Below are 25,635 nucleotides of genomic sequence, written 5' to 3'. Positions count from 1 at the left end.
TCATAAGCGAATATATTCACTGCACAACAGCCATTTCACCGGCTCGTCTTCTTCAATCACCGGGAAGCGATCGCCAGGTTCCAGAAAGTGGTTGTCATGCTGGTCGTCATTGACCATCGAGATTTCCCAGCCCAGCACAAACGCCTTCTCCGCCCAAAAGCGATGATACAAGCGCGGCGGCAGACACACTCCTTGTCCCGGTTTCAATACCAGCGTCTCGCCAGCGTTAATTGTACGCCGCTGACCATCCACGCTAACCTCAACAACGCGTCGGGCGTCATACTCATCATCAGGCGTGGCCCACGCCAGCTGCATACATAAATCACCGCCGCCGCGATTAACGATATCTTCCATTTTATGGCGATGAAAATGCCATGGCGTTTGCTGATCCTGCTGAATTTGCAGCATCTTTTCGGCATACGGTTTGGGGTAATCCGCTGACCCCATCAGACCATTGCGCAACGTTAGTAACGTCAGCCCTGTTTGCGCAAAATCTCCGTGCCCGAAGTCGGTAATATCCCAGCCCAACTGGAGATCGCGCACTTCACGCCACAGAGTTTGATCCTGTTGCCGCCAGGCATCGACCGTAAAATACGCAAAATCAGGCAGACAGACCCGAAAAGTCTCAGCGATGGCATGCGCTTTATCGACGGCATAATTAATGTGTGAACGCTTCATTCCACTTTTCCTTGTTGCGAAAGAGGCGGGTCGCCCCGCCTGCATGCCGTTAGTAAAGTGATGCTTTGCCGGTTGAACCGAACAGTTTCATTTTGTGGCGGATCACGTCCCGCGCGGCGCTAATGGCTTCCGGGTAGATTACGTTCGGGTCCCACCAGGTTTCTTTCGCCAGGATTTCGCGGACTTTCTGGAAGTAGGCGTATTTCATATCGCTGGAAATGTTGATTTTGCCAACGCCCAGCGTCACGGATTCGGCAATTTCCGCATCCGGGTTCGCGGAACCACCGTGCAGCACCAGCGGAATATCCACACGTCCAGCGATATCGCGCAGGATGTTCATTTGCAGCTCTGGCTGCATCCCTTTCGGGTAGATCCCGTGCGCGGTTCCAATCGCCACCGCCAGCGTGTCTGCACCCGTTCGGGCGATAAAATCCTCTGCCTGAGCAGGATCGGTATAAGTAACCTTCGACACGCCGCCTTCCACTGACGTCCCGGTCTGGCCAATCGTTCCCAACTCCCCTTCCACCGAAACACCTACCGCATGCGCCAGTTTGACCACTTCGCGGGTCAGCGCCACGTTCTCTTCATATGGTAGCAGCGAGCCATCAATCATCACCGAGGTAAACCCACACTGAATCGCCCGCAGGACATGCTCAACCGAAGCGCCGTGGTCCAGATGCAGAGTAAAGGGAACCGGGCTGCGCAGGGTGATATCACGGACATAGCTAAAAAACGCATCGCCGACAAAATCATGTTCGCTGGGGTGAATGGAGATAATCGCCGGGGTATTGGTCGCTTCCGCTTCTTCCACTACTGCGCGTACAAAGCAGCTGTCCGCCACGTTGAATGCGCCGATGGCAAAACCGTGCTGACGGGTAGGTTGCAGTAATTCTTTCATCGAAACTAACATGTTAATTCTCCAGTTTCAGGGTGTAGAAAGCCCTGCCAGTGCGTCATCGCAGAGGCATAGAAGGCGTTACAGAAAATGAATCAGGCTTTGCCGATAGCGCCGCTGGCCTGCAGGTACGGAATAATGGCTTCCTCGCAGGCCTGCTCCATCAGGGCCAGGGCATCAACGAGTTCACCGGATGTGTCGCGACACAGGGTATGCAGTAGCGCAGCCTTTCCGGCTTCGAAAACCGCCGCACCAACGTTTATCTTGGCGACACCAAACGTCGGACAGCGCTGTAGCTGGTCAAACGGCGTCCCGCTGCCGCCATGCAGCGCCAGCGGCACCGTTGATAACCGGGCTATTTCCTCCAGCCGCTGGAAATCAATAGCAGGAGTGATACCCGGCGCGTACATGCCGTGTGCCGTACCCACCGACACCGCCAGCAAATCGATCCCGGTCTGTTGGATAAAGGGTTCCACGTCGGCGGCCTGGGTCATCAAATCAGCGTTAGCGGCGTGGTCATAGCACGGAGCATCGGCCAGATGGCCCAGCTCGCCTTCCACGCACAGAGAAACGCTGGCGGCAAGCTCAACCACCGCCCGGGTCTGGCGAATGTTCTCCTCCAGCGCAAAGGCGGAGGCGTCGATCATTAAGCCGCTGAATCCGGCGCGAAAAGCCTGGCGAATGCGTACAGGATCCTTTCCATGATCCAGCGCCAGCGCGACCGGAACCGAGGCTTCCTCTGCCAGCGTTTTGACCACCGCTGCCGCTATCGGGGCCGGAAAATGCTCCAGATGCCCCTGATACAAATTCAGAATGATGGGCGCACGGTGTTTCTCCGCCACTCGCACTGCTGCGCGGGCGCTTTCCAGGTTCATACAGTTGATGGCCAGCAGCGCGTACTGCTCGCGCCAGGCTTTGGTCACCATGCTTTTCATATCGGCAAACATACGGCCTCCGGTTATTCCAGGGTGAAGGTGATTTCTTCGTCTTTCAGCTTTTGATCGCTGAGTTCGTCAAACTCTTCATCACGCTCGGTTACCGGTTTCTTCCACAGCGACAGCATGACGCCACAAATCACCGTACCGATCCCCAGCGCCAGGCAAAACAGCAGCGGATGCGTAAAGAGCGGAACCACAAACATGCCGCCGTGCGGTACCGGGCTTTCAACACCCCACACCATAATCAGGCCACCCGCAATCGCCGAGGCCACCACGCAGGAGCCCACCACGCGCAGCAGGTCGCGCGCCGCAATCGGAATAACCCCTTCGGTAATCATGCAGATCCCCATCGGGAATGCAGCCTTCAGCGCCTCACGTTCCGCACGGGTGTACTTGTGACGCGTCAGCAGGAAAGAGAGCGTAATGCCAAATGGAGGGATCATCGAACCAACAAACTTCACCGCTTCCGGACCGTACACGCCGCTGACCAGCATGCCGTCAGCAAACAGCGACATGGTTTTATTCACCGGCCCACCGAAGTCGAATGTCGCCATCGCACCGAGGATAGCGCCCATCAGAAAGCGGGATCCGCCCTGCATGGACTCCAGCAGATGAATCAACGCGTCCTGCAGCCAGGCAATCGGCTTGCCAATCAGCGTCATCATCAACAGACCGCCAATGACGGTACTCAGTACCGGCAGCACCATAATGGGCATCAACCCCTGCATCGACTGCGGCAAACGGATATAGCGCTTGAGCAGCAGGACGGTATAACCGACCAGAAATCCGCCCAGCATCCCACCGATAAAACCGGTATGAATTTCTCCGCAGACGAAGCCGACAATCAGACCCGGCGCGAATCCCGGACGGTCAGCAATGGAGTACGCAATCGCCGCACTAATCAGCGGTACGATTAACCCCATCCCCCAGCCGCCAATCTGGTTGAGCATCCAGGGAATAGTTCCTGTTTTTTCACCGACGTTAGTGCCGCCAAGTATTTGCCCGAGAGCAATACAGATCCCGGCGGCGACAATTAACGGGATCATCCACGAAATTCCCGTTAATAAATGTTTTTTTATTTCCTGAGATAGCGGAATTTTATTTTCACTCATGTGAAACCCCTCCAGAATGAGGATCGCTACTGGTTATTATTAACTAATGATTTTTCGACCTTTTCAAGAAACTGAATGGGCGATTTTATGACGATTTCAGTTTTTACTCGCACAATGCGTTTGTTTGAAAATCGCTCCTCCCCTTTTATTTTTACATCGACGGCAAGAATCACGACATCAGCCGCAGAAATATCTTCTGTTAGCAGTTCATTTTCTGTGCCAATGGTGCCCTGGGTTTCAACTCTTATATTATGACCAAGTGCTTTGGCACCTTTAATTAACTTCTCACGGGCAATATAGGTGTGCGCAATACCCGCCGTACAGGCGGCAACACAAACAATATTCATAACATGCTCCACATTTTATTTAGCAGACATTGGATTCAGCATATTGGCTAAAAAGCTCAATAATTTTTTGTGGACTACTTTCAACTAATAGTTGTTCAATAATGTCGTCATCTGCCAACGCGCCAGCAACCTGCGAAAGCAGACGAATATGGGTGGTGTTTTGATCTTCAAGACGTACGGCAAACAGAATAATGCAGCGCACGTTGCTGCCGTCCAAGGTTTCCCAGGGAATATCCTGGCGGGTACGCCCAATCGCCAGCGTGGTATTGACCACCGCCGAGGATTTCCCGTGCGGGATCGCAATATGGTTTTCGAAGCCGGTCGAGCCTTCTGACTCACGTTGCCAGACATCCTGAATAAACGTTTCGCGACAGCTAATTGCTCCATCTTTTTGCAGAATATCCGTCAGTTCCTCAATAGCCTCCGTTTTGCTTGTAGCCTTCATGTCCAAAATAACGCGATTTGTATTGAGTATTTTCGTGATGTCCATCAATCATACCTCATGGAGTTCAGACATTAATTTTCAACGACCAGCGACGTCGCCCGATGTAATTTTTCCGTAATAACCGTTTCTGTTACCCGCTTAATATCCGCATCATTGAAGAAGGCAGTGACATACACGACCGGCATGGCAACCGCGGGTAAATTAATCGTCGATACCACCAGTTCAATATCGTCCGTCAGTACAGAGGGCAGGCTGCCTGCCGACACCACGCCGACGATAGTCCAGTCCGGAAAGGCGCGCAGAATACGGCTTTTGAGTAAGTGAGAAGTACCGATACCCGTTGAACAGACCAGTAGTACGCGTTTACGCGCTATCTGACGCTCCATTGCGGCCTGAAAATGCACGGTTAAATATCCCACTTCATCTTCCGACACGGCCCGCTCGCCCCAACCGCTAAACACCCGATTCACCGCACACTGGGTCAGACGCCACACGTCCTGCAACTCGCCTTTGATATCCTCCAGCAGCGGATTACGAATGCGGATCTGGTAGTTCAGTCGGTTAATCAGCGGCTTAATGTGGATCAGCAATCCGTCATACAGCGCCGTGTCCTGGCTAAGATCGCTGTCGACCATCTCGGCGAAGGTGGCAATCAACCGATGGGTAATCAAGCGCGCTTCGTCGCTGGAGTGCATATGGCCAATCACACTCACGTCATTATGCTCTTCAATCACCACACCCGAGGAGATAATGTATTGATATATAAACCAGACTTCGTCTTCCGGCAGCGGGTGGGCAATGCGCTTTTCGATATGCTGAATCATGCGACTGGCAATGGAAAATATGTTCTCATCACAGGTAGTGATGCTCTCTTCTTTTCTCGGAAGCGCATTGCCCCGCGTGATGCGGTACATCATGATCAGAATATGGGTAAAGATATTGACGTAATAAGGCTCGCCCAGAGACCAACACAGGTCGTTCTCCATTTCCTGCAATAACGTCTGGACAAATAAAACGTCTTCTTCGCCAAAGTAATGCACTAACGCTTTATAACTGCCCGGATCCAGGCGTGAATAAATCACGCTGCCGGGTTCATTATGGTTAATCACGCCGTTAATCAACGATGCCATCGCCTGGCGCACACCGCTCTCGCTACCTTCAATGTGCGTGCCGCTCTGACTACGAATCAACGACAGGCCCAACGGGGTAATCCAGGATTCAATTACTTTCAGATCGTTCACAATCGATGCGCTACTAATGAAATAACGTTCGGATAATTTACTGATCGACGTTTCATGCGGCGTTTCGCTTAATAACTGTGAAGCTATCTTGACTCGCCGTGAATTATTCATCATGCCGTCAGCATCATCACCCTCCGTTCCTAATAACTGGTCCATATATAAAAGGTCTGTAATATTATCAGCACTTAATATCACCCCAGCACCAGCACGTTTATCGATGGCTATTTTCCATTCTGATAACCATGGTTCCAGTAAGCGCAGATCGCGCTGCACAGTTTTCTCTGAAACAGATAAATATTCGGCAATTTTCAGCAGCGTGACATATTCCTTCTTAGACAGAAGAAATTTTAATAATCTGTTTTGTCGCGAGGTAATCATTTGCATTATTTACCCTTATTACATACCAGATTAAATATCTATACCCGTCATACTTCAAGCTGCATGTGCGTTGGCTTTCCTCGCTCACCCCAGTCACGTACTTATGTACGTTCAGGGGATTCGCTGCGTCGCCGCCTTCCTGCAACTCGAATTATTTAGGTTATAAAGAAGCATTGATGCTCCACGTGTAATCCGTGATGATAAATATAAGAGGACTACGATGCGCCAACAATACTAAATCGTGTCCTGTATTCCGGACAGAAATAAGACAAAAACGGGAAATAGTGAAATATTTACGGCGCAGATCACATTTTTCGTGGGATTCAGAGTGATATCGCTCGCAAATATGGGGAGATAAAAATTTAATTCAGGATGTTTTGGATTTTCAGATCTGGAATGCTGCTCGCAGCGTGGGCCGGATAAAACGCATTGCGTCGCCATCCAGCCCACGTTGAGATTTACTTACAGGGTAATCGTCAGCACATCCGCATCCGGCGTGACAACCGTTCCCCACTCACTGCCCACAGACGAGCCGCCCTTCACGCCGCTAACCTGCGTAATATTACGCAGACACAGCGTCCAGTTACGCGCTTCGCCACTTCCTTGCACGGTGATGGTATTATCCGTGCGCGTCGCTTTCAGCGTGAAGATAACCGAGCCGTCAGCCGCCGGGACTTCACAAATCGCCTCCCGACCCTCCTGCAGATGGAACAGCTGGAACGCCGTCCCTTCGTGCCAGGCGTAGTCCGGCTTCTGGTTGTTGCAGCCCAGCGCCAGCAGTGTATTGTCGCGCACATAAACCGGCAGACTCAGGAAGTCATGCTGCTGCTTATGCCAACGGCTGCCCACCACCTCGTCGTTACGCCACAGATGCGTCCAGCGTCCTTCCGGCAGATAGAACTGCACATCACCCGCCTCGCTAAACACCGGCGCAACCATCACGCTATCGCCCAGCATGTACTGGCGGTCGAGATAATCACATGCCGGATCGTCCGGGAACTCCAGCATCATTGCGCGCATCATCGGTGTTCCGAGTTCATTGGCGCGCGCCGCTTCGCGATACAGGTATGGCATCATGCGGCATTTCTGCTCAGTGAAGTAGCGTACCACGTCGCAGGATTCATCATCGTACGCCCATGGCACACGGTAGGATTTACTACCGTGCAGGCGGCTGTGGCTGGAGAGCAGCCCGAACGCACACCAGCGCTTGTAGACGTGCGCCGGGGCGGTATTCTCAAAGCCGCCAATATCGTGACTCCAGAAACCAAAGCCGGACAGACCAATGGACAACCCGCCACGCAGGCTTTCGGCCATCGATTCATAGTTGGCGTAGCAGTCGCCGCCCCAGTGCACCGGGAACTGTTGCGCACCCACTGAGGCCGAACGGGCGAACAGCACTGCCTCTTCTTCACCGACGGTCTCTTTCAGCACGTTCCATACCAGTTCGTTGTAGATGTACGCATAATGGTTGTGCATTTTCTGCGGATCGGCACCGTCAAACCACTGAACGTCAGTAGGAATGCGTTCACCAAAGTCAGTTTTGAAGCAATCAACGCCGATATCCACCAGACCTTTCAACTTGTTGGCATACCACTCGCAGGCTTCAGGATTGGTAAAGTCATAAATCGCCAGGCCCGGCTGCCATTTATCCCATTGCCACAGGGAGCCGTCCGGGCGCTTGAGCAGATAACCTTTCTCTTTCAGTTCATTGAACAGTGGGGATTTCTGGCCGATATAAGGATTTATCCATACGCAGACCTTCAGCCCTTTCTCTTTCAGGCGGCGGATCATACCTTCCGGGTCAGGGAAGGTCACCGGATCCCACTCAAAGTCGCACCACTGGAAGGCTTTCATCCAGAAGCAGTCGAAATGGAAGACGTGCAGCGGCAGATTGCGCTCGGCCATCCCGTCGATAAAACTGTTCACCGTCGCTTCATCGTAATTAGTGGTGAACGATGTAGTCAGCCACAAACCGAATGACCAGGCTGGCGGCAGCGCCGGACGACCGGTAAAGCGGGTATAGCGATCCAGCACCGCTTTCGGCGTAGGGCCGTCGATGACGAAATATTCCAGATACTCGCTTTCAACGCTGAACTGCACTTTTGACACTTTCTCAGAGCCAATTTCAAACGACACGCACTGCGGATGGTTTACCAGCACGCCGTAACCACGGTTGGTGAGATAAAACGGGATGTTCTTGTAAGACTGCTCGGTACTGGTGCCGCCATCGCGGTTCCATGTTTCCACCGTCTGGCCGTTACGTACCAGCGCAGTAAAGCGCTCGCCCAGACCGTACACCGTTTCGCCAACGCCCAGATCCAGGCGTTCAAACATATAGTTTTTCCCGCTGTTGGTGTCCTGCACGTAGCCGTTATTTTTCAGCTGGCTGCCGGTAATACGTTCGCCGTTACGCAGGAAATCCAGCGACCAGAACTCGCCTTTAGTGACCCGCACGCTCAAATTTCCGCTTTTCAGTTCGGCAAATTCAACGGTGTTTTGTATCTCTACGTTGACGTCCTGCAGCACGTTCAGCGGATAGTGCGGACCGTTATCCAACGCACCCTGGAAGTGTTCCATACGCACCCCAACCACGCCTTCCTGTGGCGAGAAAAAGCGCAGGGTGAAGAGTGGAGTATCCAGTTGCCAGGTACGTTCACGCACATCGCGCGGCGCAACGTAGACAATCATCTCGTTACCCTGCTGTTCGACCTCGAATACCTGAATCGGGTGAGTTAAATTCAGGCCAGGCTGCGTCAGCCAGTTTCCGTCGCTAATTTTCATCATTGGTTCCTTAGTTCTGTAATTCTTTCGTCGAAAAATCCTGCTGATTGCGGTGCGCACCCTGAGCCAGCTGACTCATGATTTCCGTCAGATACGGCGTTTTCAGGGTATAGAAGCGTTTGGCAATCACGGCACTCAACAGGTAACAAATAGCCGGGACAATCGTGAACAATGCGATAATGATGCTAATGGTGGCGCTATTCTGGGTTTTCGCTGCGGCATCGTAACCGCCGCCCGCCAGCATCCAGCCGATCATCGCCCCGCCGAGCGCCAGACCCAGCTTGAGCACGAACAGCGTGCCCGCGAAGCTGATCCCCGTCAGACGTTTTCCGTTACACCACTCGCCGTAATCAACGGTGTCGGACATCATCACCCACTGGATTGGCGTCACGAGCTGATGCAGTACGCCAATCACGAAGATGAAGGCGAACATGGTGAGATTTGCGTGCATCGGCACAAAGAACATTGCCAGACTGACGACCGCCAGCAGGGCGTTCGTCCACCAGAAGACGCTGACTTTGCATTTCCAGTCAGTCAGCGGTTTTGCCAGCGCAGAGCCGATAAGATTGCCGACGCAATAGGTGGTGAGGAAGGCGACAAACACTTCCGGGGTACCCAGAATCCAGGTGACGTAATACATCATCGCCCCGCCGCGAACGCAGACGGCAAGGATGTTGAGGATGGTCAGCAGGCCGACGATACGCCATTGGTCGTTCTGCCAGATGTCGCGCAGGTCTTCACGCATTGAGTTGCTGCTCGGCGGCGCTTCCACACGTTCTTTGGTAGTAAAGAAGCAAAACGCCAGCATCAGGAACGCCACAACCGAAAGCACGGCAATCCCGCCCTGGAAGCCCAGCGCTTTATTTTCACCGCCAATCAGATTCACCAGCGGCATCATCAGCACGGTGGAGAGCATGCCGCCCGCCGTCGCCAGCACAAAGCGCCATGACTGCAGGGAGATACGCTGCGTTGGGTCATTGGTTATCACACCGCCCAGCGCGCAGTAGGGAATATTCACCACGGTATAAAGCAGGGTCAGCAGCGTGTAGGTGATTGCGGCATAAATCATTTTGCCGTGCAGGCTGAGATCCGGCGTGCTGTAGGCGAGCACACAGACCAGACCAAATGGCAGAGCGCCAAACAGCACCCACGGGCGGAATTTCCCCCAGCGTGAACGGGTGCGGTCGGCGAGCAGTCCCATGCAAGGGTCTGAGATAGCATCCAGCGCGCGAGCCAGTAAGAACATCGTGCCGACAAAACCGGCCGGGATACCAAAAATATCGGTATAGAAGAACATCATATATAACATAACGTTATCAAAGATGATGTGGCTGGCGGCATCGCCCATGCCGTAGCCAATCTTCTCTTTAACGGACAAAATCTCACTTTTCATTACGCATCCTTGTTAGCACTTTCACACGCACTGATACCGGTTACAGTTCTTGTAAACCATCCCTGTGAGCGCGGGTATTCCGATATCTCGTTATCAAATTACGATTCTTGTTTTCTGTGATCAGAGTAGCGTCAAAAAATGTGTCTAAGTGTAAGTAATGGATTTTGCGGGGATTTATTTGAAACTGGTCATGGTATGGAGAAACGGAAGTTAAAAAAGTGAGTGAGGGGGTGTGGAAACGTTTGGAAGTAGCTATAATGCGCCCCGCCTCCATGTAGCAATCGAGGCGCGGAAGATCGTCATCTCCGGTGAGGTGGCTGGACTTCAAATCCAGTTGGGGCCGCCAGCGGTCCCGGGCAGGTTCGACTCCTGTGATCTTCCGCCAAAATTCTCATATCATCCCAGCCGTTTGCCATATATTCTCAGCATATGCATGCTTTTATAATTCTCGCCCACAATATCTATTTTCATTTATGATTAACGAGAATCCCATATGAGCACTGCCCTTACGATCATGGCCATTGCTGCTACTGTAATTAGCCCATTATTAGCCATTCAGACACAGAAATTTATAGAAAGGTATTCTCAGAAAAAATCATTAAAAATTGATATATTCAAGCAACTTATGGCTACTCGATCTCAGAACTCTCGACTGTCTAATGAACATGTTCGCGCATTAAATATGATCGACTTAGCATTTTACGGAAAAATAAAAAGAGGAAGAACCAAGAGAAGCGATTCTGAAAGTAAAGTATTATCTTCGTGGAAACTTTACTTTGCACATTTAAATACATCTTACCCTGATAATGATAATGCATCTGGCACCATATGGAACCAAACAAGCAACAATCTTTTTCTAGACTTGCTATCAGAGATAGCGACAGATATTGGCTATGATTTTGAGCGAGTTCAATTACAAACAGCCATATATTCATCTATGGCCCACGGGGAAATAGAAAACGATAAATTAAAAATTAGACAGGGGTTGGCTGCAATATTCTCAGGAGAAAATGCCCTAAAAATGGAAATTATAAATATTCCCGCAAGACAGGGCAATTAATCTATTCACTATTTATCCTGTGGCTCAATACCTAACCGTTCCAACTCCTTTCTCCCTAAAGTTTTGAGCCAATTCCCCAAACTCATCCCTTCGGCCTTTGCCGCAGCCTCGAACTGCGCCTTTAACTCGGGTGTGATGCGAATCTGGAAAGTTGGTGCTTTTCCGGATTTAGACTGATTTGGATCGCGTTTAGCTGTTGACATGTACGTACCTATAAGAGCAGTATACCACCAACCAGGTACGTACCTTTTATATCTGACGACCTGATTTATAACGCCCTCGCCTGGTATTCGCAGTACCCGACGAGAGCTAACCTCATCAACTATCAAGGAGTTGATTATGGCTGATTCGCATTCTACCCCAGACACCGACCAATCCGGAACCGAGCGTTCGGTAATTGTGGGATACCGCCCTAATGTTTTCGACAAATCTACACCCAAAATTATTCTTTCCGGCAAGTGGCTACGCGAAGCGGGGTTTGATACCGGGCAACAGATTACCGTAAAAGTGATGAATGGCTGTATCGTCCTGATGGTCTATGGCGAGCAGGAGCAACGGTTGCAGGATAAGCTGAAAGAGGCCAATCAGAAGTTAAAAAGAATTGAGAGCACGCTGGCGACTCTTCAGTGAAGTACGGCTGAACCTGCAAGCGGTACTTACAGGTTCACCTGGTGCCGGATGGCGATAACGTTTATCCGGCCTACGCTATCAAATGAATCACCGAATAGAGCCATCGGGATAAAGGTACATCCCCCCTTCCAGATAAACAGGCTCACCGTCACTTATCTTCAAATCATCGTATAGCGATTGCATTTCATTATCTTCTGGCTCTGGCTCTGACTCTGACTCTAGACGATAATAGGTATCTACATCATATTTCTCATTGCGTAAATCATCATCATTATAGATACCTAAATGTTTCTTTAGCCCTACAATAGTAAATATCCATTTCAGACCATCTTTAATATAATATGCACCGCCATAAGCATTCTCATCTGGAAATTCCTCATATCCCAGGCGTAGCGCGTGTACACGTGCATGTTTTCCTGTTGTTAGACTATTCATATACACTCATTTTAATTGTCTCATACCATACACTGAACATCATATTCAAAACACTCTCCTGATAGCCTATGCCACAAGGTATAAATGACATCACAGTGAAACACGCATTATAATGTCAATTAAATTGACAGGCACAATACCATCTCAGCTTAAATGATATGTGTATTTTTATTTATAAATAATTGCAACAATGGACGACTAATGAAAAACGTATTTATGGCGATGATTATCGCTCTCGTCACTATCACCGCATCATCCACTGTTTTCGCATGCCCGAAAGGAGAACACCCGCACGGCGGTACTGGCTCACACCATAAGGGCGGCTGGTGCTCATATGATCAGTAAAATTGCCATTCCTGTCTTGTTATTGCTCTGTTTTTCAACACCTGTGCTGGCAAAATCGACATTGAATATCGACGGCAACTCGCTATATCACGGCTATCAGTTGTATGAGAAAGGTTTTGATTATTTGAACGTTCGGGATGAACAGACAGCAGTGATGTATATGTCTTTTGTTGCCGGTGTAGCGGGGACACTGTCAAAAGAAAAAATCATCTGTAATGAGAGCATAACCATTGGACAGGAAGCTGATATTGTTGGTAATTACCTCCAGACCCATCCAAAAGAACGGACAAAATACAGTCCTTCTGAGTTGGCCATGATCGCTTTAGGCAAAGAACTTGCTTGTAGCAAAAATAGTAATAGCTAGCGCTGCACTTTGCTTGTGTTGCCGGATGGCGCTAACGCTTATCCGGCCTACGATTCCCAGAAAAAATAAAGCCGCCGATCGGTTAATCAGCGGCTTTTACATTACTGCATTACATTAGAAGTTATATTTCACGCCGAGCATACCGCGGGTATCGCTGTAGCCTTTATCACCGACCTGTTGGGCCACGTTGCTCCACACGTTGAGGCGCGGAGTGATTTGACCTTCAACGCCGACTTTCAGCTCGCCGATGTTTTTGGTGCCGCGCATGTCGTTGCTCACATCGTCCATCTTCACGCTGGTTGTCTGCGTATTGTGGATCCAGTTGGCTTCAACAAACGGCTGGAACTCGCGAGATTTACCGTCGTCGATGGCGTTGTGCCCGTTGATAAAGGCTTTCACACCCAGACGGGTCATCAGGTTGCCATCGGTGTTGTCCTTCACGCGGGTACCGTTCGCTTCGCGGTGACTGTCGGCTTGCACGTCCATCCATACCACTTGCGCTTTCGGTTGCAGCCAGTAGCTGTTGCGCTCGCTTTCGCCCAGTTTGAAGCTGTAACCGGCTTCAACCGAAGCGGTTATCCCGCTGGATTTGTATTTCTCTGCTGCCTGCTCCTGGCCCATCACTTTGTTATCAAACCAGTTGTACAGCGCCCAGGTATCCACGTAGGTGCCGGTCTTGTCGGCGTCATTGGCATACCATGTGCCATACAGCCCCACGCTGTAACCGGTGACCTGGCCACGTGAATGGTAGCCGGTCAGGCTGGACTGCGTGCGGTTCTGGCTGTTGGCATAACCGGCCATCGCGCCGAGGTGCCAGCGGTCAAGACCGTCGCTACTCCACTGCGCCAGGTCGCCGCCTAGCTGCATCACATAGCTGTTGCTTTGGGTTTTCAACTGCCCGCTACCGTCTTTGAAGCGGGTATGCGCCCCAACGTTACGCATCCACAGGCTGGTAACTTTCTTCTCGCCTGTCAGCATATCGACGTACTGCGTTTCACCCAGACGATCGTGCAGTCGGGTCATAAACAGCGTGTTAGCCGCATAGTTGTTCGCCAGATAACTGCCTGCTTCCGGACGGTATTGCTGCTCAGTGACAGGAGGCGCAACAGGTTCTTCCGGCTCAGGGATAATCGGGTCTACAGGATCGACCGGGTCTGGATCAATAGGGTCAACCGGGTCCGGATCAACAGGGTCCGGGTCATGCGGATCGACGGGGTCCGGGTCTTCCGGATCCGGCGGAGCAGGAATAAAGCTGGTCAGATACCAGTTACTGCCTTTCTGCACCACGTTATAGTCGTACGCTCCGGCAACAATACGGCCCGCTTTCTCAAAAGTACCATCAGAATTACCGGCCACTTCGATGATCTCAATACCTTCAATGGTCTGCGCCCCGGTTCCGCCAATGTTATTCACCGCCACAAACGCATTACCCGCGGTGTTGCCGAGCACTTTCAGCTTGTCGGTTTCGGAGGTATCGTCATTCAGGACAGTATTGAAAACCAGTTTGCCGCCGTTCCCGGTAAAATCTTCATTGATGGTAAGCGTCTGCCACGGTTCGCCGTCAGCATGCCCAAAGTTCACCACTGACCCGCCGTTCAGCGTCAGGTCGGTGAGCGTTGAACTGTTAGTCATGTTCCAGGTCGCGTCGCTCATTTGCAGCGAGATAACGCCCGTCCCGGCAGTGGCGCTGGTGATGTATGACGCACCGCTCCACAACGAGTTGTCGGTCATGTTGAGCTTAATGGTACTGTTTTGCTGCGGCAGGCTGCTGGTTGCAGCAGTCGCGCCAGCGGCATGAAGATCGCCGTCGATAAGAAAACGCCCGCCAGTAGAACCGTCTACGATGCCGCCCGTTTCAGTACTGATGGCATAACTTTCGTTGCTGTGATCGCCCGCCATGGTAATGGCGGCACCGCCTGCCAGGTTTATCGCCCCGCGTGAAGTCGCATACAGGCCGCGTGGCGCTTTGCTGTATGACGCCGCTTTCGCCGAACTGTTCACGTTGATCGTTGCGTTTTCACCGAGATTCACGGTCGCGTTGGTGGAATAAACCGCATGAGCGCTGACGCCGTTGACCGTAATCGTCGCGTTGTTGCCCAGTTCCGTTTTGGACGATGAGGCGGCATAAATCCCCGTTGAAGAAGCACCCGAAGTCTCAATGGTGGCGTCATTGCCAAGCAGTATCGAGGAACCGCTCTGCCCGGTGCGAAGACCCTCTGAACTGTCACCTGTCGTCACAATGTGTGCCCGGTCGCCGACCACAATTGTATTTTTGGCCTGCGTGGCGTCTTTCATCGCGTTTGCCGTGATACCACGTCCCTGGGAACCGGTGGTTTGAATATACAGATCGTCGCCGACGTAAATGCTGGCCGAGCCCTTCCAACCCTGGCTATAGGAGTTGTAACCTGCGTTAATACCGTCACCATCCTGACCGTCCACATAAATACTGGTGCGATCCCCGGTGATGATAAAGACCGGGTTATCCGGCGTATTGGCCCCGTGCGTGCGGATACCGTCAACATCTTTACCATTATTGGCGGCATTCTTCGACTGCGTGCGAATCGTCAGGTCATCCCCAAAAATAACGCCCGGACTACCCGTTGTACTGTTCTGAATAACGGTAACAGAGTGCTCAAAAGCTTCAGCGCCGGGTCCATTAATCGTTAATCCATTGCCATAAACGGGAATCGTGCCCGCACTCCATTGATAAACATAATTCGGCATGGCGCTGGTTTTAGCGAAACTGGCATTTGCCTGCGCTGGAATTATTGCCTGCAATTCCGGGGGCAGACTGCTAACCAGTCCGGTGGAGGGTAGACTATCAACGTCAACCCATGCCGCTTGAGCTGAAAATACCATAGAGGTTAATGCGGCTGAAACCGCTACGGCAATACGAGAATAAGATTTGGGATTTGGCATATTAGCCTCCTGCTTTCAGGCGTAGAGCGTCCACCACATCACAAGGATGTGAAAATAATAAAACTCAAAAATACGCTATAAAATATTCGACAATATTTGATGAATACTATGGCCTAACTTATCTTCAAGCCTGAGCTTGTAGACATATATTTTCTTAATATCGATATTATCTATTTTGGTAATTTGCTGAATACTTTTCCCTGACACAAAACGCTTCAGTAATATCATTTCAGTATAGTTAAGTGAGCGTCCACGTTTGCTGTTAGCGAGATGACCAGTAAAGAGTCGCCTAATTTTCTGATGTTGAACTTCGTCATCATCATCAGAATATATAATCCCTTGTATTTTATTGCTTTTGGACAGCCAGTAGTTGGCTAACGGCGCCAGGTTCCTGTCTGCTATCAACACAATATGCATACCGCTGTAGGCAAGCCGGTCAACCCATTGCGGGTCGGCAAACAGGCGCAGATTCGGGAAAGAAAAGTCCACAAAAATAAACCCACGCGACAAATGGTTTTGATTATTAAGCAGAAGTTTTTCAATAATTCCTTTTTGCAGAAAGCCATTCCCCTCAGGCCAGATCGCAAATGCGGCACGGTGACAGTAACTGGCACGAACCGCAGTATCCGGAAATAATTGACAGGATAATTCACAGCTTATGCAACGAACAGTCTGTGACGGTGATCTCTTCATCAAAAATGACTCCTGTTATTTTTCCATAAATATTTCATTGGTAAATAAATGTGTCAATCCAACACGTAGTACGTTCCTTGTCAGTTAATAACAGTGGCGCTAATAAAATGTAATAAACTCCTGATGCACTAATATGTATGGTCTGTGAGTAATACGATTGCGCTAAGCTTATTTACGCTTTATCTCAGAATAACAACCTATGCATTAGGAATTTTATGCATAAATTCAGATTCCAGGATAAGCAGTAAAAAAGCACTATTTGCTAAAAAATAACCTGCGTAAAAGTTACTTACTAATTACGTAATTCTGATAACTCAATCACCCTTGTCATGTTGTGGACAAATATAAAGATAATTCAGATAAAACTGTAATGAATTCTCATTATTTAACCTTAGTTAATTCTCACCTAAGAAATAAGATTGCTAACATGTTGTATTTAAAGATGTTTTAATGAACTGGTGAAATTCTTATCTTCGTTCATGAACAAAGAGTGAGGCGCATTTTCGATTTGGATGTAAAATTTAAAGGATGCGTTAGCACACGCTGTGATTCGTTTTGGTTACTGAGGGCTGGGCAATTGTACCTTATCAATCAGTTGGTCGAATTTAATCCTGATAGCAAAAGTCTGGTCAATCGTCAGACCGGGCGAGCAATTCAGCTCCAGCTCCCTGCCTCGCTCTGTTTTCTCTATTTAATTACTCACGCAAGTGACATTGTTTCCCAGAACACGTTGATGACAATTGGTTGGGGTGAAAGAAATAATGTGACCACCACCAACACATTTTACCAGGCTATTCTGACGCTACGAAACGCGCTGGCGGACGTGGGGTTACCTCGTGATACGGTGAAAACTATTTCCCGACGCGGGCTCAGATTAAATGAGAATACGCAAGTAGAGACAATAACGCTTCAACAGAGTGAAGTTTCCCCGCCGCCGGTTATTGAAGAAATCCCCCCCGCAAAGATAATTCCTTCGACACCACAACAAACGACGCAGATACCCTGGTTTGAGGTTTTATTTAGCGCCAGTGTCGTGATTGCCACGTTGATCATCTGGCTGGTGTGGTATCAAACGCGCCCTGTTATGCCGTTTAGTAAATTTGTCCAGGCTTCCATGCAGACGCCATCGCGGCAAAATTGCAAAATCTATTACTCACCAAATGAACACGACCAGCAAGGCTATTTCAATCTGATGCAGTTACATCCCTATCTCTGTGAAAACAACAAGCACGTGTTTCTTACCGGTTACAGCAAAGCGGAAAGGATCGTGGCATTTGTCTGTGATAAAGATGCACGGGTGGATGCTAACGCATTTTGTACTACTCATTATTACTGGATGCGCGGGCAATGAAAAAAACACGCCACCTTATAGTGCTCGTGGCCGGGCTGGTTACTGTGCTCGGTTCAGGCGGATGGTTATGGCATTCACGCTATGCCGACAAACCGCTGAATTGCATCGGTAACATGGAATGGAATATTGGCAGCAACCGCTTTACGGGTACGTTATCGTTTCGGATGTACAACAGTGAAGGCCTGGCCACTATTACCGGCAAACTGTACGGGCGTAATACCTCAGACATTAGCAGGAACATCTATTTTAACTACACCCAAAAGCGCGATGCCCGAGTGCTACAGGCGATGCAGGTCGTCAAAACCTTCGCTGACACCGCTGATGAAGCGGATATTAACGACACATTACCTGGATTTTACCGCCAAAGCGGACGAAGCCTGAGCCTGGTCATGGAGGAGTATAAAGGTGCATGGATTTTTGCCAGCTCCAATGTGCCCTCGCTGTATTGCCGCAAAAGGTAGCGTCATATCCGGAAACAAAAAGTACGGCCCCTCAATGAAATTCACATTTGTCATCATTGACTTACGCGACATGGGTCACTGAATCCACACATAACCCATTGCTATTCTTCATCGCGAATCAGGAAACATCCTGAATATCATAATATCCGTTGCGTAATAATTAAGCGAAATGGGCGTTATATTTTGCCCAGAAGACTTCAACCTACGGATGGATATTTGGAGAAGACGTGGGCAGGGGCGTTTATCTCTCTCGCGAGCAATGTCTGAGCGTTCAGGCGTTATCGCATTTCAGGAAACGGTGTGTTTCCGGTGTATTTTTGGCGTACATATGAGGGATACGTAATGTTTACTTTTAAAAAGTGCCTGATTGCACTTTCTATAAATTTGGCCATTGTTTCATCAGGTTTTGCTTGTACGACCCTGCTGGTCGGCAACGAAGCATCAGCGGACGGCTCCATGCTGGTCGCCCGTAGCGCAGACAGCGATGCCCTGAAAGCACAGCATTTTGTCATTCATCCGGCAAAGCAAAATCAGACCGGGGTATACAGCACCAAAGCACATAATGGTGCGAATGATTTTACCTGGCCACTGCCGAAAAACTCTCTGCGTTATACCACTGTCCCAAACTGGAAAACCCAACTGCACGGCGCGACCGGATTTAACGAGCTGGGTGTCGGCGTGAGCGGTACAGAATCCATTTTTGCCTCACCGAAAGCACTGGCCGCCGACCCGTACGTTGAGGATAAAGGGATCACCGAAGACGATATCCCGGATATTCTGCTGTCACAAAGTAAAACCGCACGTGAAGCTGTGGCGCTGTTGGGCCATATCGTTGAGACCGTCGGCGCAGGCGAAGGTTTTGGCGTTGCCGTCGTCGACGATAACGAGATCTGGTACCTGGAAACCGGTAGCGGCCACCAGTGGATGGCGCAGCGTCTGCCGAATAACCAGTATTTTGCCACCGGTAATCAGGGCCGCTTACAGGATTACGATCCTAAAAGTCCGGACATGATGGCGTCAAAAAACCTGATTCAATTTGCGACTGAAAAAGGGCTGTACGATCCGGCGAAAGACGGTAAATTCAACTTCTCCAAAGCCTATACCCGTGATGACGAGCGTGACCGCACGTATAACGACCCTCGTGTATGGACCATCCAGAAAGAATTCAATCCTTCCGTAAATCAGGATATAGCCAAAGGGCGCGAATTCCCGGTCTTCATGACGCCAGAGAAGAAAATGACGCTGGACGATGTGAAGGCCGTGTTGCGTAGTCACTATGAAGGGACCAGCCATGACCCGTACACCAACGGTCTGAACGGCAAAGAGCCATGGCGTCCGGTCAGCGTTTTCCGTACCTATGAAGCGCACGTTATGCAGGTCCGTCCGTGGTTGCCAAAAGAGATTGGTGAAACGACCTACATTGGCCTGGGCATGGCTGACCTCACCGCCTTCGTTCCGTACTACAGCGGTCTGAAAGCGTATCCGGCTAACTACACGATGGGTACCGATAAAGCGGACGATCAGTCTATCTACTGGAAATATCGTAAATTACAAACGCTGACGATGACCGATTATCCGAAGCTCGCACCAATCGTCAAAAAAGCCTACAAAGCGTGGGAAGACAAAGTGGCGAAGGAGCAAAAAGAGGTCGAAGCAGAGTATCTGAAGATGGCGAAAACCGATAAACCCGCCGCGGATAAGATGCTGAATGACTTCAACCTGCGCATCATGGCCGACGCCGAGAAGCTGACGGAAGATCTGACTAATCAGCTCTTTACCATCCGCACTAAAGACATTCAGTCTGATATTTTCTTTGCGAATGCAACGAAAAAAGACTGAGTAACGACGCGATAGTATTCTGGCGTAAAGCGCTTATTAGCTTTGCGCCAGCATTTCACACCGTGCCTTCACCGCCTCGTGCAGAAGGCGTACCGCGGTTGAAAGCTGCTTCCTATGCGGGCAAATCATATTCAGCGGGACTTTCTCTCCCTGATAATCCGGCATCAGCAGTTGTAATCGACCGTCACGCACATCCTCGCTGACATCCAGCCACGACTTGTACGCCACACCTTCTCCGGCAATCGCCAGGCGCCGGATCACTTCCGCATCGTCACTCATAATGGTGCCGTTAACCTGCACACTGCTGACCTCGCCGTTGCGCGTAAACGTCCAGCGATCGTGCAGGCGGCCGCGTAATACGAAAGTCATGGCGTTGAGCTGTGTTAAATCATCCAGTTTTTGCGGCGCGCCGTTTTGCTCAACCCATTCCGGTGATGCCACCAGCACGCGTCGGTTACCCGCTGCAACGGGCAGCGCAATGTAGGACGCGTCTTCGGTGTTGCCATAGCGAAACGCAACATCGACGGGGTCTTTAAAGACATCCGTTACCTGGTCGGAGAAAAAAATCCGCAGGCGCAGCGCGGGATAGCGGCGTCGAAACGACTGAAAGACCGGCAGCAGCAGGTTACGACCGAGATCGGAAGGCACGGCGATTTGCAGCGTGCCTGACACTTCATCTTCCGGGGTCTGAATTTTTTGCAGCCCGGCATGCATTACGTCCAGCATCTGGCGGGCATAGGGTAACCAGACTTCACCTTCTGGCGTCAGGCGCAGGCTGCGCGTGGAGCGGGCGAACAAGCGGATAGCCAACGTAGACTCCAGGCGCTTGATAGCTGAACTGACCTGAGCAGGCTGAACGCCGACTTCGCGCGCAGCATCACTAAAACTATTCAGCGCCGCGGCGCGGACAAACAACGTGAGATCTTCAAGCCGGAACATTTTCACTCCCCGAGTATAAGTCCTGTCGCCATAGGGCTATTTTTCCCGTTCTGTTACCGGTTTACCATCAAATTATATCAACAGATATACCCTAAATAATTCGAGTTGCATGAAGGCAGCAAGAGAGTGAATCTCCAGGAGCATAGCAAACTATGTGACTGGGGTGAGCGAACGTAGCCAACGCACATGCGGCTTGAAGTATGACGGGTATAAACTGATTCCTGTGACCGGAGATAATATGAAAGCCATCGCCATTACCCGCGCCGCGACCGACGGCAATAACATTGAATTTTTACAAGAGATTGACCTGCCCATGCCAGTTGCTACCGGGCACGATCTGCTGGTTGAAGTGAAAGCCATTTCCGTCAACCCCGTTGATACCAAGGTCCGCGAAGGTTTTAACGCTGATGTGCCGCGTGTGCTGGGCTGGGACGCCGTTGGCGTGGTGAAGTCCGTGGGCGAAGCCGTCACCCTGTTCGCACCCGGTGATGAAGTCTGGTACGCCGGAGCGCTCGGCCGCGCTGGCAGTAACAGTGAATTTCAGCTGGTTGATGAACGTATTACCGCGCTGAAGCCAAAAACACTGGATAATGCTTCTGCTGCGGCGCTGCCACTGACCGCTATCACCGCCTGGGAAATGCTGTTCGACCGTCTGGGCGTTGAGGAAAATGGCAATGAAGATGATGTTTTATTGATTGTTGGCGCGGCTGGCGGCGTCGGTTCTATTCTGACGCAACTGGCCAGTAAGCTGACCAAAATGACCGTCATCGGTACCGCATCGCGTCCGCAGAGCCAGAAATGGGTACGTGAAGCGGGCGCTCATCATGTGATTGACCACAGCAAGCCGTTGACGGAAGAGCTGGCACGGATAGGCATTAAAGAGGTGACGCACGTTGCCAGCCTGAACAATACCGAGCAGCACTATTCGCAAATTATTGCCGCACTGGCGCCGCAGGGCAAACTGGCGCTGATTGACGATCCTCAATCTCTCGATGCGCGCCCGCTGAAGGCCAAAAGCATTTCGCTGCACTGGGAGTTTATGTTTACCCGTTCGATGTTTACCACCCACGACATCATTGCGCAGCATCAGTTACTGACCCGCGTGGCGCAGCTGATCGACGACAGCACCCTCCGTACCACGCTGGGCAAACATTTTGGCGCGATTACCGCGGCAAATCTGCAAAAAGCCCACACGCAAATTGAAACCGGTCGCTCGGTCGGCAAGATTGTGCTGGAGGGGTTTTAACATGTCTGATTCTGACGTGATTTCAATTATTGCGGTACTGAAAGCCAAACCGGGGAAAATCGACGCACTGAAACAGGCGCTACAAGCTCTGCTGCTGCCCACGCGCCGGGAGCCGGGCAATATTGAATATGCCCTGTTCCAGTTACGCGACACGCCGGATGTGTTCTACGTGCGCGAATCCTGGCGCGGTCAGGCCGGTCTGGATGAGCACATCGCTCTGCCACATTTCCAGGCGTTCATTCTACAAATGAACGATCTGCTAGCCGAACCGCTACGGCTGGATTATCTGACGCCGATTGAGCCTTAATGTCTCGACGCTCCCCCGCAGCTATGCGGGGGATTTACATCAGCCATTACGTCCGGCCATAACACCGCCATCCACATCCCAGATAGCGCCAGTTACCCATTGCGCTTTGTCTGACAACAGGAACGCGACGGATTCAGCCACATCACGCGGCGTACCAACCCGACCAATCGGATGGAAGCTGTCAAAGCTGCTCATCACACCTTGTACGTCTTCTTTCGGGATAAATCCTTCGTAGATAGGTGTATGCACGACTGCTGGCGAAACGGCATTGACGCGGATCCCATTCGCCCCCAGCTCGATGGCCAGATTTTTAGTTAATGCATGCAGGCCCGCTTTTGCCATTGAGTACGCTGAAGAAGGTGTTGCGCCAATTGCCTGTTGCGCCCACATCGAACCAATATTCACGATGGCACCCTGGATGTTAGCCGCCACCATATTACGCACGACATCGCGGGTGATAAAAAACGTCGCGCGGTTGAGACTCATGTACAGTTCATAATCTTCAACTTCATGATCAGTGAAAGGTTTTGGGAAGAAAACCCCAGCTGCATTTACTAACAGGTTGATGTCTTTGTGCTCAGCATTCACCGTTGCCATCACCTGCTTAACGCCCGCTTCTGACATCAGATCCGCCACAATGACAGAGACGTCACCCAGCTCCACCAACGCCTGACGGGCCCGTTCCGCTTTCTCGGCACGATTGCCAACCAGCACCACTCGACCACCACCCCGGAGGATCAGTTTTGCGGTTTCAAATCCGATACCACTGGTACCGCCCACCACTAACAGTTTTTTGCCGACAAATAATGTGTTCATCGCTAGCCTCGTTTCAAGTATTCGTTAATGCGCTAACAATGCCACTCCCCTGAGGCGCTGACGAATGAGAAGAAATAGCGAACCGAGAAAGAAAATCTATCTCGATGGCATATACTGAAGATATTCACAAAACGGGAAATGACCTGATGCGCTCGCTTAATCGACTTAAATGGTTACACGCTTTTGAGGCCACAGCCCGCCACGGCAGTTTTACTGGTGCGGCGCAGGAACTGGGGGTCACTCCGGCTGCCGTTGGGCAACTGGTTCGTGCGCTGGAAGACTGGGTTGGCCACCCGCTGCTGCATCGAACCCGTTCAGGCAAAGAGCGTCTCACGCTGGTCAGCGAAGCACAGGACGCGTTGCGCGAGATAACCCAGGGACTGGATAGTCTGGAATCTGGGCTGAACAAGTTACGCGGCCGACGGGCGCGCTCGGTGGTGATCATCACGGCCTCTCAGGTACTGGTGATGAACTGGCTGATGAGCCGCCTCAATCGTTTCTCACAAGCGCATGAAAACATAGAATTACGCTTGAACGTGACGGAAAAGCTGATGGATGTTGCTCATGGCGAAGCGGATCTGGGCGTACGTTGCGGTAAAGGCGACTGGCCTGGGGTAAATAAAACCTGGCTGATGGATGAAGAAGCGGTTCTGGTTTGTAGCCCACGTATTGTGCCAGTAGATAAAATATCCTGTGGAGAATGGTTGGCCGCACAGAAGCTTATCCATGATGACACTCCCCACCCCGGCGCCAATTTCCCGGGCTGGAATGATGTCCTGACCGCCACCCGGGCACCTGCCGTTCGCGACAGTGGATTGCACATCAACTCTACCTCTGCAGTGATTCTGGCGGCGCTCAGCGGTCAAGGTGTCGCCATTGTGCGTAGGGCATTGGTGCAGCAGCTACTGACAGACGGACAACTGGTTCAGCTTCATCCCAACACCCGCTGGCCTCTGGCATGGTCTTACTACATTGTTACGCCACAGCACGCGGTAATGCGCCCGGAGGTAAAAGTCTTTAATGACTGGCTGATTGCGGATGTGCTGGCAGAAATCACAACCATCTCTGCTATGATGCCTGCACACAAATAAAACAAAACAACATGCCGAGGGAAAGATGAGTTCCACCAGAAGAGGGATGATGAACGTCCTGATTGCCGCCGTATTGTGGGGAAGTTCAGGCGTTTGCGCGCAATACATCATGGAGCAAAGCCAGATGTCGTCGCAGTTTTTGACCATGACGCGCCTGATTTTTGCCGGGCTCATTCTGCTGATGCTCTCTTTCGTTCACGGCGACAAAGTGTTCTCCATTATCAAAAACCGCAAAGACGCCATCAGCCTGCTGATTTTTTCCGTGGTTGGGGCGCTCACCGTACAGCTAACCTTTCTGCTGACTATTGAAAAATCCAACGCCGCCACCGCGACGGTGCTGCAATTTTTGTCACCGACCATAATCGTGGCGTGGTTTTCCGTGGTGCGCAAAGCACGACCGGGGATTTTAGTGCTGACTGCGATCTTCACCTCGCTTATCGGCACCTTCTTGCTGGTCACCCACGGTAACCCGACGTCGCTGTCTATCTCACCTGCCGCGCTGTTCTGGGGAATTGCCTCGGCGTTTGCCGCCGCGTTCTACACCACCTACCCCTCAACGCTTATCGCGCGCTACGGCACGCTGCCGGTCGTCGGCTGGAGTATGTTAATCGGCGGCATGATCCTGCTGCCGTTTTATGCCGGACAGGGCACTAATTTCGTGGTGAATGGCAGTTTGATTCTGGCGTTTTTCTATCTGGTGGTCATCGGCACGTCGCTGACGTTTAGCCTGTACCTGAAAGGCGCGCAGATGATTGGCGGACCGAAAGCGAGCATTTTAAGCTGCGCGGAACCGTTGAGCAGCGCGTTGCTGTCCCTGCTGCTGTTAGGTATTACCTTTACCCTGCCAGACTGGCTGGGCACGCTTTTGATCCTCTCTTCGGTAATACTTATCTCAATGGACTCACGTCGCCGCGCCAGAGCGGTTTAACAC

General features: G+C 51.0%; 25 protein-coding genes and 1 tRNA gene. 11 read left to right on the top strand and 15 right to left on the bottom strand.

The features are described 5' to 3' along the window. The 9 genes from OGY68_RS03490 to OGY68_RS03450 form a co-directional block, all read right to left on the bottom strand. Complete coding sequence (locus OGY68_RS03490; RefSeq protein ID WP_057066889.1) at nucleotides 1–678, bottom strand: D-lyxose/D-mannose family sugar isomerase; 678 nt, start codon at nucleotides 676–678, stop codon at nucleotides 1–3. Between the two features lie 49 nt (nucleotides 679–727). Then, a complete protein-coding gene (locus OGY68_RS03485) occupies nucleotides 728–1,588 on the bottom strand; it encodes a ketose-bisphosphate aldolase (protein WP_003024018.1) in 861 nt (286 codons plus the stop codon). Between the two features lie 80 nt (nucleotides 1,589–1,668). Beyond that, nucleotides 1,669–2,520, bottom strand: a complete 852-nt coding sequence (locus OGY68_RS03480) for a class II fructose-bisphosphate aldolase (protein WP_032945395.1) — start codon at nucleotides 2,518–2,520, stop codon at nucleotides 1,669–1,671. Nucleotides 2,521–2,531: 11 nt separating this feature from the next. After that, nucleotides 2,532–3,623, bottom strand: coding sequence for a PTS fructose transporter subunit IIC (locus tag OGY68_RS03475; protein WP_003827232.1), 1,092 nt, complete (start codon nucleotides 3,621–3,623; stop codon nucleotides 2,532–2,534). A gap of 26 nt (nucleotides 3,624–3,649) precedes the next feature. Then, nucleotides 3,650–3,970 (bottom strand): PTS fructose transporter subunit IIB, encoded by a 321-nt coding sequence (locus OGY68_RS03470; protein WP_003844521.1) that lies wholly within the window; start codon nucleotides 3,968–3,970, stop codon nucleotides 3,650–3,652. Between the two features lie 19 nt (nucleotides 3,971–3,989). Further along, nucleotides 3,990–4,460 (bottom strand): PTS sugar transporter subunit IIA, encoded by a 471-nt coding sequence (locus OGY68_RS03465; protein WP_008786490.1) that lies wholly within the window; start codon nucleotides 4,458–4,460, stop codon nucleotides 3,990–3,992. Between the two features lie 26 nt (nucleotides 4,461–4,486). After that, the gene (locus OGY68_RS03460) at nucleotides 4,487–6,040 is read right to left on the bottom strand and encodes a BglG family transcription antiterminator (RefSeq protein ID WP_057066891.1); all 1,554 of its coding nucleotides are present in this window, start codon (nucleotides 6,038–6,040) and stop codon (nucleotides 4,487–4,489) included. Between the two features lie 456 nt (nucleotides 6,041–6,496). Continuing rightward, on the bottom strand, nucleotides 6,497–8,815 hold the full coding sequence (yicI, locus tag OGY68_RS03455; RefSeq protein ID WP_057066893.1) for an alpha-xylosidase: 2,319 nt from the start codon (nucleotides 8,813–8,815) through the stop codon (nucleotides 6,497–6,499). A 10-nt stretch (nucleotides 8,816–8,825) separates the two neighbouring features. Beyond that, complete coding sequence (locus OGY68_RS03450; protein ID WP_048215282.1) at nucleotides 8,826–10,208, bottom strand: glycoside-pentoside-hexuronide family transporter; 1,383 nt, start codon at nucleotides 10,206–10,208, stop codon at nucleotides 8,826–8,828. A gap of 290 nt (nucleotides 10,209–10,498) precedes the next feature. Here OGY68_RS03450 and OGY68_RS03445 point away from each other — a divergent pair. Together OGY68_RS03445 and OGY68_RS03440 are read left to right on the top strand one after the other, a co-directional pair. Next, a tRNA-Sec gene (locus OGY68_RS03445) sits at nucleotides 10,499–10,593 on the top strand. Between the two features lie 108 nt (nucleotides 10,594–10,701). After that, nucleotides 10,702–11,268, top strand: a complete 567-nt coding sequence (locus OGY68_RS03440) for a DUF6680 family protein (protein ID WP_057095090.1) — start codon at nucleotides 10,702–10,704, stop codon at nucleotides 11,266–11,268. Between the two features lie 8 nt (nucleotides 11,269–11,276). Here OGY68_RS03440 and OGY68_RS03435 read toward each other — a convergent pair whose 3' ends face one another. Continuing rightward, nucleotides 11,277–11,471: a toxin-antitoxin system HicB family antitoxin gene (locus OGY68_RS03435; RefSeq protein ID WP_008786495.1), complete on the bottom strand. Its 195-nt coding sequence runs from the start codon at nucleotides 11,469–11,471 to the stop codon at nucleotides 11,277–11,279. A 136-nt stretch (nucleotides 11,472–11,607) separates the two neighbouring features. Here OGY68_RS03435 and OGY68_RS03430 point away from each other — a divergent pair, with 136 nt between their 5' ends. Next, entirely contained in the window at nucleotides 11,608–11,898 is a 291-nt protein-coding gene (locus OGY68_RS03430) for a SymE family type I addiction module toxin (protein ID WP_057066443.1), read from the top strand. Between the two features lie 87 nt (nucleotides 11,899–11,985). Here OGY68_RS03430 and OGY68_RS03425 read toward each other — a convergent pair whose 3' ends face one another. Then, nucleotides 11,986–12,333: a hypothetical protein gene (locus OGY68_RS03425; protein ID WP_286579988.1), complete on the bottom strand. Its 348-nt coding sequence runs from the start codon at nucleotides 12,331–12,333 to the stop codon at nucleotides 11,986–11,988. Nucleotides 12,334–12,667: 334 nt separating this feature from the next. Between OGY68_RS03425 and OGY68_RS03420 the strand changes: the two genes are divergently transcribed. Then, entirely contained in the window at nucleotides 12,668–13,042 is a 375-nt protein-coding gene (locus OGY68_RS03420) for a Rap1a/Tai family immunity protein (RefSeq protein WP_057066445.1), read from the top strand. Nucleotides 13,043–13,156: 114 nt separating this feature from the next. On the opposite strand, the gene misL is transcribed toward OGY68_RS03420, so the two are convergent. Together misL and OGY68_RS03410 are read right to left on the bottom strand one after the other, a co-directional pair. Then, entirely contained in the window at nucleotides 13,157–15,961 is a 2,805-nt protein-coding gene (gene misL, locus OGY68_RS03415) for an intestinal colonization autotransporter adhesin MisL (protein WP_057066446.1), read from the bottom strand. Between the two features lie 75 nt (nucleotides 15,962–16,036). Next, entirely contained in the window at nucleotides 16,037–16,654 is a 618-nt protein-coding gene (locus OGY68_RS03410) for a helix-turn-helix transcriptional regulator (protein ID WP_032945410.1), read from the bottom strand. A gap of 577 nt (nucleotides 16,655–17,231) precedes the next feature. On the opposite strand from OGY68_RS03410, the gene OGY68_RS03405 reads away from it, so the two are divergent. The 3 genes from OGY68_RS03405 (at nucleotide 17,232) to OGY68_RS03395 (ending at nucleotide 20,305) form a co-directional block, all read left to right on the top strand. Next, nucleotides 17,232–18,005 carry a winged helix-turn-helix domain-containing protein gene (locus OGY68_RS03405; RefSeq protein WP_020996049.1) on the top strand — a complete coding sequence of 258 codons (774 nt, stop codon included), beginning with the start codon at nucleotides 17,232–17,234 and terminating at the stop codon, nucleotides 18,003–18,005. Further along, the gene (locus OGY68_RS03400) at nucleotides 18,002–18,466 is read left to right on the top strand and encodes a YqeJ family protein (protein ID WP_003827183.1); all 465 of its coding nucleotides are present in this window, start codon (nucleotides 18,002–18,004) and stop codon (nucleotides 18,464–18,466) included. Before OGY68_RS03405 ends, OGY68_RS03400 begins: the two co-directional genes overlap by 4 nt. Before the next feature lie 342 nt (nucleotides 18,467–18,808). After that, nucleotides 18,809–20,305: a C69 family dipeptidase gene (locus OGY68_RS03395; protein ID WP_149617768.1), complete on the top strand. Its 1,497-nt coding sequence runs from the start codon at nucleotides 18,809–18,811 to the stop codon at nucleotides 20,303–20,305. Between the two features lie 36 nt (nucleotides 20,306–20,341). Here OGY68_RS03395 and OGY68_RS03390 read toward each other — a convergent pair whose 3' ends face one another. Then, a complete protein-coding gene (locus OGY68_RS03390; RefSeq protein ID WP_020996048.1) occupies nucleotides 20,342–21,244 on the bottom strand; it encodes a LysR family transcriptional regulator in 903 nt (300 codons plus the stop codon). Between the two features lie 238 nt (nucleotides 21,245–21,482). Here OGY68_RS03390 and OGY68_RS03385 point away from each other — a divergent pair, with 238 nt between their 5' ends. Continuing rightward, complete coding sequence (locus OGY68_RS03385) at nucleotides 21,483–22,490, top strand: zinc-binding alcohol dehydrogenase family protein (protein ID WP_057066448.1); 1,008 nt, start codon at nucleotides 21,483–21,485, stop codon at nucleotides 22,488–22,490. Nucleotides 22,491–22,506: 16 nt separating this feature from the next. After that, nucleotides 22,507–22,797, top strand: coding sequence for a putative quinol monooxygenase (locus tag OGY68_RS03380; RefSeq protein WP_162623446.1), 291 nt, complete (start codon nucleotides 22,507–22,509; stop codon nucleotides 22,795–22,797). A gap of 39 nt (nucleotides 22,798–22,836) precedes the next feature. Here the strand turns inward: OGY68_RS03380 and OGY68_RS03375 are convergent, their stop codons facing one another. Next, nucleotides 22,837–23,613, bottom strand: a complete 777-nt coding sequence (locus OGY68_RS03375) for an SDR family NAD(P)-dependent oxidoreductase (protein ID WP_057066449.1) — start codon at nucleotides 23,611–23,613, stop codon at nucleotides 22,837–22,839. A 146-nt stretch (nucleotides 23,614–23,759) separates the two neighbouring features. Here OGY68_RS03375 and OGY68_RS03370 point away from each other — a divergent pair, with 146 nt between their 5' ends. Next, a complete protein-coding gene (locus OGY68_RS03370) occupies nucleotides 23,760–24,704 on the top strand; it encodes a LysR substrate-binding domain-containing protein (RefSeq protein WP_057066458.1) in 945 nt (314 codons plus the stop codon). Between the two features lie 25 nt (nucleotides 24,705–24,729). Continuing rightward, complete coding sequence (locus OGY68_RS03365) at nucleotides 24,730–25,632, top strand: carboxylate/amino acid/amine transporter (RefSeq protein WP_003827166.1); 903 nt, start codon at nucleotides 24,730–24,732, stop codon at nucleotides 25,630–25,632. The last annotated feature ends 3 nt before the right edge of the window (nucleotides 25,633–25,635 follow it).

The organism is Citrobacter sp. Cpo065 (assembly GCF_030332805.1).
Classification (GTDB): Bacteria; Pseudomonadota; Gammaproteobacteria; order Enterobacterales; family Enterobacteriaceae; genus Citrobacter; species Citrobacter portucalensis.
This window is presented reverse-complemented; position numbering and strand designations above follow the sequence as displayed.